This is a genomic window from Desulfovibrio sp. Huiquan2017 (assembly GCF_017351175.1).
Lineage (GTDB): Bacteria > Desulfobacterota > Desulfovibrionia > Desulfovibrionales > Desulfovibrionaceae > Pseudodesulfovibrio.
In genome coordinates, this window is record NZ_JAFMPN010000024.1 from 1 (window position 1) to 14,304 (window position 14,304).

At 60.8% G+C, this 14,304-nt stretch carries 6 protein-coding genes and 1 tRNA gene; 5 read left to right on the forward strand and 2 right to left on the reverse strand.

Annotated features, from left to right (window positions below; genetic code table 11):
* The 3 genes from J0909_RS17465 to J0909_RS17475 all read left to right on the forward strand — a co-directional run.
* Positions 1 to 843: integrase domain-containing protein (locus J0909_RS17465; RefSeq protein WP_207264892.1), on the forward strand; the 843-nt coding region annotated here is incomplete at its 5' end.
* Between the two features lie 205 nt (positions 844 to 1,048).
* Positions 1,049 to 1,252 (forward strand): helix-turn-helix domain-containing protein, encoded by a 204-nt coding sequence (locus tag J0909_RS18605; RefSeq protein ID WP_207264893.1) that lies wholly within the window; start codon positions 1,049 to 1,051, stop codon positions 1,250 to 1,252.
* A gap of 3 nt (positions 1,253 to 1,255) precedes the next feature.
* On the forward strand, positions 1,256 to 2,443 hold the full coding sequence (locus J0909_RS17475; RefSeq protein ID WP_207264894.1) for an integrase: 1,188 nt from the start codon (positions 1,256 to 1,258) through the stop codon (positions 2,441 to 2,443).
* A 77-nt stretch (positions 2,444 to 2,520) separates the two neighbouring features.
* Here the strand turns inward: J0909_RS17475 and J0909_RS17480 are convergent.
* Positions 2,521 to 2,596: transfer RNA gene (locus tag J0909_RS17480), tRNA-Ala, on the reverse strand.
* 84 nt (positions 2,597 to 2,680) lie between these two features.
* Entirely contained in the window at positions 2,681 to 3,514 is an 834-nt protein-coding gene (locus tag J0909_RS17485) for a nitroreductase family protein (protein ID WP_207264895.1), read from the reverse strand.
* A gap of 747 nt (positions 3,515 to 4,261) precedes the next feature.
* Here J0909_RS17485 and J0909_RS17490 point away from each other — a divergent pair.
* Both J0909_RS17490 and J0909_RS17495 read left to right on the forward strand, forming a co-directional pair.
* Complete coding sequence (locus J0909_RS17490) at positions 4,262 to 13,297, forward strand: cadherin-like domain-containing protein (RefSeq protein WP_207264896.1); 9,036 nt, start codon at positions 4,262 to 4,264, stop codon at positions 13,295 to 13,297.
* Positions 13,298 to 13,397: 100 nt separating this feature from the next.
* A complete protein-coding gene (locus J0909_RS17495; protein WP_207264898.1) occupies positions 13,398 to 14,156 on the forward strand; it encodes a hypothetical protein in 759 nt (252 codons plus the stop codon).
* Positions 14,157 to 14,304 lie beyond the last annotated feature (148 nt).

Genomic DNA, 14,304 nt, shown 5'->3' on the forward strand with positions numbered 1-14,304 from the left:
GCGAACCTGGGAGCCCAGAAGTGGACCAAGGTGACCAACAAGCATTTCCAGCGGGTGGCAGATGCCATGCGTGCGGACGGCGTGGGCGACGGCAGGATTGCCGAAGTCTTCAGTGCCGCGCGCCATATCTGCCGTGCCTACGGGAACGACCACATCAGCAACAGCAACGCGGCCTTCGGGGTCAGACGCGGGTCCATCGCCAATGCGACATCCCGTGCAGTGAGCCCGGAAGTCTTCCAAGACACCCTGACCCGCATGCGGAACGACACGTCGTATCCGCAGGCGGGTCGGGCGGCGGCGCAGATCGAACTGATGTATGAGCTCGGGCTGCGTCGGGAAGAATCGGCCAAGCTGGACTTGCCCAACGATTGGAACCGGGAAAGCCATAGCCTCCTCGTGCGGTATGGCACCAAAGGCGGCAGGCCCCGGACACTATATGACCTGTCCCCACAGCAGGAAGCGGCTCTTGAGCGAGCCGAAGAATACGTGTCGCCTTCCGACCGGAAGGGCATCAACAACCTCATGCCCGAGCATATGGGCGACGAATGGCTGCACCGCCTGGACTATGCGGCCAGAAAACACGGCCTGACTGGCAAGGATGCCGGGGGTACCCTGCACGGCCTTCGACACGAACGGTTCCACCAGATGTATCTGAACCACACTGGTTTCGAACCGCCGAACCGACACGAGAGCATTCAGGCATTCCACGAAGCAGCCCAAGTAACGGCCGGGGACGACTGGCCCAGGCTCGACAACGAAGCGCGCGACAGCATGGAAGTTGCGGCAGGGCATTCACCCGGTCGCCGGGACGTATCGAATGCCTATCTGGGTAGTTCCCGTTAGAAGAAGCCCCGCCATTTCCGGCGGGGTTTCATTTTTTTCTTCCGACCCCCTGTTTGCAGTTTGACTTTTCTTATCCTGAGGGTGTCAGACTTGAGGGTTGGCTGAGTTCATAAATTTCAAACCCTCAAACCGAAAGGGAGCTGAAAACGGGTACGCATAAGCGGTAGGAGGCTTTACGTTCCAGCCCTACGGGGTAAAAAAAAACATGTCGGATTCATTGAACCTTTTCACCATCAAGGAAGTCGCAGGCGTCCTGCGTGTCCACCGGGCAACCGTCTCCCGCTTAATCACCGCTGGCGCGTTGCCCCATCTCGCGGTAGGATCCCGCAAGCTTGTCCTGAAAAAGGACCTGCTGGCGTTCATTGACAACCGAAGAAGCTTGGCGGCGAACAGTCCGAAGGGGGAATAGCATATGGCTACTGTCACCATCGCGACCCGTTCGCTGAAAAAAGGGAAAGCGTACGTCATCCACTACAAAGACCCGAATACGGGCAAAAAGGAATACCACAAGACGTACAGACGGAAAGACCTGGCTCAGGAAGAAGTCAACCGGGTACGCACCCTGATTGATAGCGGCAGATTGCCGACCAAGGAAACCCGGCAGCCCAAGCAGCAAGCTCTGCCCACCTTTGGACAGGCTGCCCTGCTGTGCCAAGCCGAATGGGACCGGAAGCTGGGGGAAGGAAAGATATCCCAGGCGAGCCATGCCGGGTACGGCTACCTGCTGGCCCCCATCTTAAATGAATGGGCGCACACCCTGCTCCATGATCTCGACGAAGACACCATTCGGGACTACCGCATCGGCATCGCCGAAAAGACCAAGGCGAAGCTGGTGGCCAAGGGCGAAGAAGGCAAAAATTGCAACGTGCTGGCAAATCGGCGCTTGTTCGTAATCAAGCAGGTGTTCGCCATGGCCGCGAAGCACGGCCTGGTCGAAAAGGACATTGCGCGAGACATCCCTAACCTGTCTGAAAAAGCCAGTGAGCGAAAAAACGCCCAGAAGCCTTTCGAAATCGAGAAGCTGCTGGCGGCGGCCCGTCAGCGCAGGGCGAAGCATTACCTTCCCTTGGCGATCTTGCTTGCGGTTGAGCACGGATGCAGCACACAAGAAGTCCTCAGTCTCAAGTGGGCCGATGTGGATCTTGCGGAAAACCACATCACGTTCCACCGAACCAAAAACGGGGTGACCCGAACCCACAGGATCATGCCCCGTACCCATGAAGCTCTCGCGGCTCGGTTGGAGCACCTGACGCGGTACCGGGAAAAACGCGCCGTGAGGGCCAAGGGGGACTTCGTGGTCGGCAACATGGACGGAACGCCATTCAAGTCGCTCAAGACGGCCTGGAAGGGACTGTGCATCGACCACGATTTCGATGACCTTCACTTCCACGATCACCGCCACACCTATTGCACGAATATGCTGAAGGCAGGCTGCACGCTCAAGGAAACCAGCGTAATGATCGGCCACAAGACCCTGCGTATGACGGACCGGTACAGCCACCTTGAAGGCGTGCTGGAAGACGGTCCTCAGGACCGTCTGGCACATCGGTATGCCGCGACTGGCACCGAAAGTAGTACGTCGGAAGCGGCGGACACATAACGGACATATTCCTGAAATCCGCCATCAGGCACGAAAAAAGGGTTCCAAGTATTTACTTGAAACCCTTAACTTTCTGATGGTGGAGCTGGAGGGAATCGAACCCACGACCTCTTGAATGCCATTCAAGCGCTCTCCCAACTGAGCTACAGCCCCACGCCGTTGGGAAGGACAACTTGTCCCAAGGGGGGCGGTGTTGTCAACAGGAAATGTGCTCGAATTTCACCGGGTCGGGGCATTCTATCGCGATGGTTGGAATTCGGCGCGGCGGATGGTACCGCCCTGGCGCTGGACCGTGCGGTAGTATCTGACTGCGGGCAGGCCAAAAGACATCGCGCAGACGATCTGCTGATCCGCCGGGATGCCGAGCCGAACGGCGAACTGCGGGAGGATGGCCGTGAGCATGGCCTTGGCGATGCCGTTCCAAACCGTACCCAAACCATGGCTGTTGGCCAGAAGTTCGAAATAGCTCATGGCGATGTGGCAATCGGCCATGGGCGAGAGCGCGTCCAAGGGAGCCGAAGCCACCAATAGGTGGGGGGCGTTGCGGAACAACACGTCCGAGCCGTCCTCACAGCCGCGCACATAGTCCTCCATTCGTTCCCAGCCCGCCGGAAAGCGGCCTTCGTGCAGCAGCTTCAGGGCCTCGGCGGTCAGCTCGACACGCAGCCGGTCCATCATGGCCGGATCGTCCACTACCGTCAGGATGGTCTGGCGACAGTTCACAGCCGTGGGCGCGTTGGAGACGACTTCGAGCAGATGGCGGATCAGGGCCGGATCAACGCCTTCCTTCTTGTAGCGTCGCGTGGAGCGGCGCCCCATGAGCAGCGTCTCCAATTTCTCAGGCTCGGGGAACATCCCCTTCAGCGGCAGGCTGTCCTCCGGGATCTTGCCAAAGACGCTCAGGGCGCCGGGCTTGCAGACGGCCAGACAATGCTGACACTCGATACAGCGGGCTTCATTCTCAGGCCGAACCACGGGCAGGCCGTCCATCTCGATGACACCCCAAAAACAATCCCGGGCGCACTCCCCGCAGCGGGTACACTTGTTCGCATCCACCGTAAAATTCAACATAGCCTTCCTCCATTTCAACTGTTCCCCGCACTATAGCAGGTTTCCGGGGAAGCGGAAGCAGGCACTTTTCCGTGCGACGGTACCACAAAGGTAGGAATCATGTATTCCCAAGGTGTTGCGGAGTGGAAACGGTCGGCGGGTCGATTGCTGGGAGACCCGGCCTTTCGTCATAAGGAGGAAAGGGAGACGGGGAAGGGCAGCAATTCCCGAATCGTCCTCTTTCCCCATCCATTACTATAGAAGAGGTGAATCCACAAAACGCCCTTTCTCCACGGGATGTTTCCAACTGCACAGCCACCCCGACACACGTTCCCGTCACCAAAGTATTCTAGCCCGAATATACTTTTTCCGTTTTACAGCCTTTTTTGCAAAACCAAACAAGTCCGAAAAATTCAGATACCCAAGTCAAAAATAGTAATAATTTTTATCTTCAGACTTTATACCAAATAATTCAGCGTACTAAATGTTAAATAGAGCTCACAGAATATGTGGAAAACAATCTTTGGTATCTATTATTATCAACTAGAGCCTGTTGAAAATTAAAAATCTTAGCGCATAATCTCCTAAAATAGTGGGCACAGATAACCCTGTCAGCACGGACGGTCGAGACACTCCGCGCGGACTTATCCACATGCTAATATCTTGTTTTTACATATATTTTTACAATTGACTAAAAACAGTCATATCCCTATTCAATAAGACGAATTGTCTATTCGAAACCGCCCCCTACTCACACAGGAGTTCAACATGGCCAACGACACGATATATCAGCTTGAAATTTCGCTTCCCGGGACCGGTAAGACGCAAACCTACCACCTGGAGCCAGGCACCCCCGTCAAATTCGACTTCGATCTGGCCAACGCCGTATTCACGGGCACGCACGGCGACCTTGAAATCACCGTTGAAGGCGGCGGAACCGTTATCCTGGAAAATTACCAGGCGCTCGCCGACACCCACAGCCTGCCGCTGTTCGAGATGATCAACGGGGAGCAAGTGGCGGGCGACGTCTATCTCTTCGCCTTCGACGGCGTGAACCAGAACGGCGACGTCGAGACCGCTGCGGGCAACGCCAACGGCAGTTCCGGAGCGGGCCAGTACAATGACGACCCGGGCACGCTTCTGGGCGGTGTCGATGCCCTGGACGGCCAGGGCGACGCTTACGGCACCCACACCTTCGCCACGCTCGGCAGCCCCACGCTGGACAACCAGTCCCCGCGGGCCGTCGATGATTTCAACTCGACGACGGAAGAAGGCGACGGCGACCTGATCCCCGGCAAGACCATCGCGTTCGTCGAGGGCGAGGATTATGACGGCAATCCCGCCCACTATCTCACGGGTTGGGGCGAAGGCGAGATCGATCCCGACCACGTCACCTACCTGCCCCTGAACACGGGCGGCGGCCTGCTCATCTACAATCCCAACCCCGATCAGGTCGATACGACCATCACCGGCAACGTCATCGCCAACGACTCCGACGACGGCCCCAACGAGGCGCTGCGGATAGCCTCCATCGACTACATCGGCACTCCTCACGGCGGCACCGTGGACGTCCCGGCCGAGACCGCCGTGACGGACGGCACCCAGATTTACGGCCAATACGGCATCCTGACCATCAATGCCGACGGCAGCTATACATATACCTTGAATCAGGAATGGGCCGATTCGCTCAATGAGGGCGACGTCGCCACCGAGACCTTTCACTATACCATCACCGACGACGAAGGGGCCGCGAGCAACACCGCCACGCTGACCATCAACGTCGTCGGCACCAACGACATGCCGGTGGCTCTGCCCGACACCAACATCCAGGCCGTCGAGCAAGGCGATTCCGCCGGCTACGATCTCGCCCGGCCGGGCGAAGACGTGGTGACGGGCCACGACTACACCGCTTCCGTCAACGCTTTCGGCAACGTGCTGCTGGGTACGGTCACCAACGGCGAGGGGGAGACCATCAGTCAGGGCGACGCCGACTTCGACCCGGATTCAGGCGACTCCGTCACCGACGGCAGCGTCTTCGTCATCGGCGCCTACTCGAACGAGACCCACGCCTATGATTACGATCACGAACTGATCGACAGCGCCACGCCCGAGGGCTTTGCAAACGCCGCCTCCCATGACGCCAACGGCTTCACCGTGACCGGCGAGTTCGGCACCTTGCACGTCAATGCGGACGGCTCCTACTCTTATATCCTGAACAACGAAAGCGAAGCCCTGGAGGCCCTCAACTACGACCATCCGGGCACCGAGACGTTCACCTACGCCATCATGGACGATTCCGGCGCGGTGAGCTACGCCACCATCACCTTCACGGTGAACGGCGCCAACGACGCCCCGGTGGCCGAGGTCGACTCGGCCAATATCATGGAGCAGGGCCTGACCTTCCTGGACGGTAATTCGGTCACGGTGGCCGCCGCGGTAACCGGCAACGTCCTGCTCAACGACACCGACGTGGACAACGTCGATTTCGGCAATGCCGCCGACGGCCACCCGGAGACCGGCACGACCGCCGAGGTCTTCGTCTCCACCGCCTCGACCGCCGGATACACCGACGTCCACGGCGACTATCACGAGACGGACTCCACCCCGGCGACAGTCTACAACAACGACGGCGATGTGACGGACTCCATCCAGATCACCGGCCATTACGGCACGCTGACCATTTACGAAAACGGCGAGTACTCCTACCAGCTGGACAACACCAATCCCGAAGTGCAGTCCCTGAACGCTGGGGATTCAGTGGTCGAATCCTTCGACTACACCGCGACCAACTCGTACGGGGACGGCGCAGAGAGCAATACCTCCCATCTGAACATCACCATCCACGGCAGCAACGACGCGCCCACGCTGGCCATCTCCCAGCCCACAAACGTGGTGACCTTCATCGAGGACGGCATCGACGGCAGCGGCAACCCAATCGGTTCCGGCGCGGTGCATATCCTGACTGCGGATCAGACCGTGGACATCTTCGACGTCGACACCCCGGCCAGTGAACTCTCCGTAACCCTCTCCGCAGGCGATTCCTGGGTCCAGGGCGACGTCCTGGGCGTCGACACCAGCGGGCCTTCCGTGTCTATGGGCGACTATGACAGCAACTCCGCTACGACCATCTACTCCTACCAGAACGCGGCCGGCGACGTAATCGACATCATCGTGAATAACCACACGGGGACCGTGACGCTGGCCGGTCACGAGGGGAGCACGGATTCCCTGACCTATGACGATTTTGCGAACGCCCTGAAGACCATCACCTTCGGCGTCGACCCCAATGACGACACCCCGGAGGGCGCAGACCGGACCTTCTCCGTGGTGGTCAGCGACAACGAAGGCTCCCATACCGTCTACGACCCCAGCGACACCGCGACCGGCGACGAGTACTCCAGCACGACCGGCACGGCCAGCACCGAGATAACCGTGCATGTCCAGCCGTCCAACGACGCGCCCCTGGCCGTTGACGACGGCGTCGAGCACCTCGACGACATGACCGTGACCCTGAACGTGGGCAACCAGTTCAACGCTGACGGCATTACCATCGTCAATGCCGGAACCACAGATACTCCGACGATCAACGCGGAACACGGCCTCGGCATCAAGACCGGCCCCGGTGACAACCCGGCCGTGGACACCACCCAGGGCGGCAAGGGCAGCGAGAAGATCACCTTCAAGTTCGACGATCCCCAGCACAGCGCAAGCATCACCCTGGGGGACTTCAATCACGCCAACGACCACTACAACGACGACAATGCGATCATCACCCTGCTCGACGCCGACGGCAACGTGGTCCGCACCTATGAAGTTGGCGGCGAGACCGACCCGACCATCCCCCTGGGAACCGAGGACGGCTCCACCTTCACTTATGTGGTGGTGGAACCGGCTGGCGGCACCGAGGACGGCTTCTACGTGGCCTCCATTTCGGGCACGGTGGGCAACGAGAATACCGACGGCGCCATTGTCACGCCCGAAGACACCGACATCATCATCAGTGTCCTGGGCAACGACAGCGACCCGGACGGCGACACTCTGACCATCTCCGGGACCACCGACCCCGAACACGGCAGCGTTAGCGTGAACGCCGACGGCACGATCACCTACAAGCCCGAGGCCAACTACAACGGCGACGACCATTTCACTTATACCGTTTCCGACGGGCACGGCGGGACCGACACCGCCACGGTGTACGTCAACGTCACCCCGGTGAACGATGCCCCCCTGGCGGTCAACGACGATGTGACCATCGACGAAGACCACAACGCCACCGGCAACGTCATACAGGGGCAGGAAGTCGTCAATGGTGACGGCACCATCTCTTATGTGGGACAGGACACCGACCCGGACCACGACTGGCTGACCGTGACCAAGTTCACCGTCGACGGCCACGACTACGCCGCGGGCAAGACCGCGACCATCGACGGCGTGGGCACCCTGACCATGGACAAGCTGGGCAATTACACCTTCACTCCGGAAGCGGACTACAACGGGGACGTGCCCAAGGTCACCTACACCGTGGCCGACGACGACGGGGCCACCTCCCAGGCCGACCTGAACATCCATATCACCCCGGTGAACGACGCCCCGGTTGCCTACTCCAACTCCGCGTCCATCACCGAAGCCTCGGGCAGCCATGAATTCAACGTCACCCTGAGCGCTGACGACCACCTGGAAAACGGGCAGTGGTCGGGCGACGACTTCACGGTCACGGCGGGCACCGCCAGCCTCGACGGCGCCACGCACGCCCTTGCCTTCGAGCAGGGCGGCGACCTGAGCGCCGGATACGGCGGCGACCACCTGACGATCAAGTCCGGCAGCGGCGACCATTCCGAGATCGACACGAACAACGGCAACAACAGCGGTTCCGAAGCCGTTTCCATCGACTTCGACAACCCCATGGACACGGTCACCATCCACCTCTCCTCGTTGTACAACGCCGCATCACACAAGGACGGCTCCAACGGGACCTACTACACCGAAAAGGCCATGCTGGCCGTGTACGACGCCAACGGCAACCTGATCGGCATGGTCGAGGCGCACGGCAGCAAGTCCGGCGACGTCTCGGTCACCCTGGACGCCGACAAGCTGGGCTCCACCATCGGTTCGGTGGTGCTCATGCCCATGGACGACGGGGCGGGCAACTCCGCCAACAACAGCGACTTCCAGATCGACAGCGTCAGCGGCACCACCGCCCATCAGGTGGGGGGCAGCGTGGACGGCAACGTGATCATCGACTCCGGCGAGCACGGCGCCCACGACCCGAGCGACGGCACGCCGATCGACCACGATCCGGACACCGGGGACACCCTGCACGTGACGCACATCGTCCACGGCAGCGAGACAGCGGACGGCGCGCCCGCCGGCGGGACCGCCCTGGCGGACGGCGACGACAGCACATCCGCAACCATCAAGGGCGATTACGGCACCCTGACCATCCACGAGGACGGTTCCTACACCTACTCCGAAGACACCAGCCTCACCGACAAGCTGGCTGACAAAGAGACCGGCCACGATGTCTTCACCTACACCGTGTCCGACGGACACGGCGGGACCGACACCGCAGAGTTGACCATCGACATCACCGGCACCAACGACGCGCCCACCATCGACCTGGATGCGGGCACCGGCACGGTCACCTTTGTGACCGAGGAAGCCGCCTTCAACAATATCGTCGGCCTGTACACGGTAGACGGCAACGGCAACCCCGTGATCCAGGAATTCCTCATCGACAACGTCAACGGCGGCCACCACCCGGGCGAGGTGCTCACCACCTACGAGGATGGCGCGGCCCCACACTACTTCCTGATCCCCGTCACGGGGGCCGCCATCACCGACACGAGCAACTACACCATCACCGGCGACAGCACCCATGGATACAAGATATCCTTCGAAGGCGACGACGCCACCTACCCCATCCGCTTCGACAACGAGGCGATGAACGGCGGCGCGTTCGAAAACACCTTCAGGATATCCCAGGACGCCGACGGCTCCTGGCAGATCGCCATGGACGACCAGGCCAACCGTGTGGATGACGATGACTTCGACGACCCGATCCTGCAGCAGGATGACAACGGCACCGGCTACCTGAACACCTTTGTCGAGGACGGCGGCCCGGTACACATCGCGGGTGAGGTAAACATCTCCGACGTGGACTCCGACACGCTCAACCAGGTCGTCATCAAAATGGACAAGATCGACGGCTCTGACAGCCTCAGCCTGGACGGCCACGCGAACGGCACGTTTACCTTCACCGTGGGTGACGAAACCATCTCGGCGACCATCACCGATAACGGCTCCGCTATCACCGTCACGCTGTCCGGCAGCGCATCGCCGGAGGCCTACGAGGACGCCATCGGCCATATCCTGTACAACAATGATTCGGACACTCCTGACACCAGCGACCGGACCATCACGGTCCAGGTATGGGACGACCACAACGCGGCGAGCAACGTGGCCGAAACCACGCTCCACGTGGTCGCGGCCAACGACGCGCCCACGGCAGCGGACAACGTCGAAGCCATGGCCGAAAACGGCGGAACGCACTTCGACACTTCCGTGGAGCATGTTTCGAGCCAGGGAAGCAGCTGGAGCGGCGAAGAGTTCTCCATCCATGCAGGCAAGGCCCATGGAAGCGGCGAGGACCTGACGTTCAGCGAATCCGGCAACCTGGCAGCCAAGAACATCAGCTTCAACCACGGCGGCGAGCACTACGACTACTCCGGAGTGGGCATCTCGGGCGAAATCGGCCCCGGCTCGGCAAATTCGAGCCAGGAAGCGGTCAATATCGACTTCAAGGACCCCATGGATTCCGTGACCATCAAGCTGGCCGCCCTGTTCGACGGCACCGTGTACGACCACGGCAACCAGGAAATGGCCGTGGTGAATATCTACGACAGCCAGGGCAACTATCTCGGGACCGAGACCGTGTACGGCTCCATCGACGGCAGGCAATCGATCACCCTGAACGCCAGTGATTACAACAGCGCGGACATCGGCTCGGTCGTGGTCCTGCCGGGCGACAACGGTGCGAGCGGCGGCGACAACAGCGACTTCCTGATCCAGAACGTCAGCGGCACGACCCTGGCGGACGCCACGCCTCTGACCGGCAACGTCATCACCGACAACGACGCCGCGCACGGCAAGGATTCCGACCCCGAGGGCGACGCGCTGCATATCGCCAGCTTCACCCACGACGGAGCCGACGGCACCGCCGGAGACTATCATGTCGGCGACGCGGACTACGACCATATGCTCGGCGGCGACCACGGCACACTGTATTACAACGCACAGACCGGCGACTATGTCTACGTGGAAGACGGCAGCCTGGCCGACGGCGCCACGGGCACCGAAACCTTCAACTACTCGGTGGAGGACACCTCGGGCGCCGAGAGCAACACCGCCACCCTGACCATCAACATCACCGGTGCCAACGCCCCCGCCCAATTCTCCGGCGAGGACGCGGGCAGCGTGACCGAGGACACGAACGTCACCACCGACGACGGCGTCCACGTACTGACCGCCACCGGCCAGCTGGCCGTCACCGATGTGGATTCGGACACGGCTCTGACGGTCGTGGACAACGACAACCACCACGGGAACCTGACCATAGACGGCAGCGGCAAGTGGACCTACACCATCGACAACGATTCCGACACGGTGCAGCACCTCGACGACGGCCAGAGCCTGACCGAGACCTTCACGGTCCGGTCGGCCGACGGCACCGAGCACCAGATCGAGGTGACCATCAACGGCGTGGACGACAACAGCGCGCCCATGGCCAACCCGGATACCGCCTACGGCTCGGCCGAACTCACGCAAGGGTCTTCGGACTATGCCCTGGTCGCTCAATATCACCCAGGTTACGGCGACTGGCAGGCCGGGGATATTACTACGCATCCCTACGGCGGACACGGTGAACAGAACGGTCCCAGAGACGACTCTGGCTACCTTGAAAGCAACGGCTATGCCGAACGTATGCTCATCAACTTCACGGAAGGGCAATCCGAAGTGGTTCTGACCGTGGACGCTGACGAGTGGTACGGCGACGACGCCTTTACGGCGGACGTCCAGGTCATGAGCGCCTCCGATCCCGATGTCGCACTCACCCTTGGCACGGATTACGCAATCAGTCGGGATCACGACGGACACATAACCATCACGGCTTTGACGGATACCGTTTCCATAGGCCAAGTGATATTGACACCCGCCGATGACAACATCGGAGGTGGTACATACAAGATCCTTTTGGACGATGTTTCGAGCACGCCGACGTCCAGCCTGAACCTCACGCTGACCGGCGACGTGACCCGCAACGACACCGATGCGGACGGGGACACCCTCCATGTGGACAATTTCGCCAACGGCCACGACATGGCCACTCAAACCATCGATGGCGTGGAGTACACCCACTACGTCGACGGCGAACACGGCGTCCTGTACTACAATGAATCGGGCCAGTATCTCTACAAGGCCGACTCCGGCCTGGATGCGGGCACTTACCACGACACCTTCACCTATACGGCCACCGATGGGACCACCCCCAGCGGAGCCACGACCCTGATCGTGAACCTGGACATAACCGCGCCCAATCCGGTCTCGGCCGCAGACGATATCAGCGATGTAGTCAATAATAGTCGGGGGAACTACTCCGCAGAGGGCAACGTCATCACGGACGACGCCAGCCACGACTACGAGGGCGCGGACAGCCACGCCCAAGGGAACGCTCTGCAGGTTACCGGAGTCAGCCACGACGGCGATGCCGCATCTTCCGGGGGCTGGGTGGGGGGCGCCCACTACGATTACGCCATCCGAGGCGAATACGGCACCCTCTACCTTGATGACGGCGGGGCCTACCACTATTCCGTGGACTCCTCCCAGTTCAAGCACGACGACTGGGGCGTGGACTACGACGCGACCGTGGCCGACCACGGCGCGCCCCTCGTGGATCAGTTTACCTACACCGTGAGCGACGGACACGGCGGGGAGGACACCGCAACCCTGTACGTGCCCATAGCCGACGTTATCGACTGGCCCATGGGTGGCTCGGAGTCTGGCGATGCCATGTATGGATCACACGACAACGACTACATCGATGGCAGGGGAGGCAATGACGACATCTACGGCAGGGCCGGCAACGACGTCCTGCATGGCGGGGCGGGCGACGACCATCTGAACGGCAACAGCGGCCATGACCTGCTCTTCGGCGATTCCGGAAACGACGTGCTGAACGGCGGAGCTGGCCACGACTTCCTGTCCGGCGGTTCGGGCGACGATACCCTGCACGGCGGCTCCGGCAACGACCTGCTGGTCGGGGGCTCCGGCAACGACACCCTGGACGGCGGAGCGGGTGACGACGTCATCAATGCCGGTTCTGGCAACGACCACATCCTGGTCAGCGCCGGACACGACACCGTCACCCTGGGCGAAGGCGCGGACACCATCCACATCGATCCGACCTACCTGGCCGGTGACAATGATTCCGCCTCCATGACAGTCACCGACTTCAACGCTTCCGAGGGCGACAAGCTGATCCTGAGCTTCAACGACAACCAGACTAATCTGGGCGACTTGGTCGGCAAGACCGTGGACATCAGCTCCAGCGCAGGCAGCAACGACCTCTCCGTGCATATCGCCGATGTGCACGGAAACCAGGACCTCACCATAACCCTGCAAAACGTATTGGGCGATACCCATGCAGCAGGCACGGAGCACATGGTCATCACCCCGGATTCGGCACCCAATGACGACCTGAACCAGATGATCCAGCACATCATCAACTCCGGAATGCACACGTCCTAGGCAACAATCAATTCCCCGCCCGGTCGAACGGCCGGGCGGGAAATATTTCGAACAGCCATTCCTCCTCGACAAACAGATCATTCCCAACAATGCTCCAGCCATGAACGAAACCACCATGCTCGGCACCTATACCCTGGAGGACGATGTTCCGGCGCAACCGGAAATCGTCCTGTCCGACTGTCGGGATACCTCCATGCTCGGCCAGTTGGTGGGCATGTTTGCGAACGACCCCGAAGTCCGGTTCTTTGTCCTCCCCGACGTGGACCGGGAAGCCGTGGACCTCGGCGCGGACTTCCATTTCATCCGGGATGCCGGAGACTGGGTGCTGGCCAACAACGACACCATGCATCATGTCCTGTTCGACAATGCGGGCTTTCATCCCGGCGGGCACGAAGGGACGTTCTCCATCTCGCGGCTGGCGGACGGCTCCTACGCCCTGGACACCGCCGCGCACGCGGCCCTCGGCGCGGACCTGCCGGACGACGCCTTGCTTGTGTACATGCCTGGGCACGATCTCTGCGTGGACGGGCACCCGGTCCATACGGACGGCGACCTGTTCATCGATCCATCGGTTCTGGGCAATGGCCAAAGCGAGATCGTGGTCACCGATTTCACCGTGGGCAGCGACCATCTGCAATTTCCCGACACCCTGTCCGTCAAGGACGTGATCGTGGACGCCGAGCACGACCTGACTTCGGTCACCATCGGTCAGAACGACCATGCGGACGGCGACATCGTCGTCAAGCTACTGGGGGTCTCCCACCCGGACATGCCCATGCACGACTTCCGCATCGACGCGGACCACTCCACCGACGACCTGATCAACCACCTGATCCATTCCGGCAGTCACACAAGCTAGCCAGACTTCCCTCCAACGCCCGAAAGGGGCCGCATCCGAAAAGATGCGGCCCCTTTTTGCTGACTTTTCCCGGAAAGCCCCCGGCCCGAAAACCGCCCAATTTCTTGGCCCGGCGCGGCCCCCACAAGATAACATACTGTTTTATCGT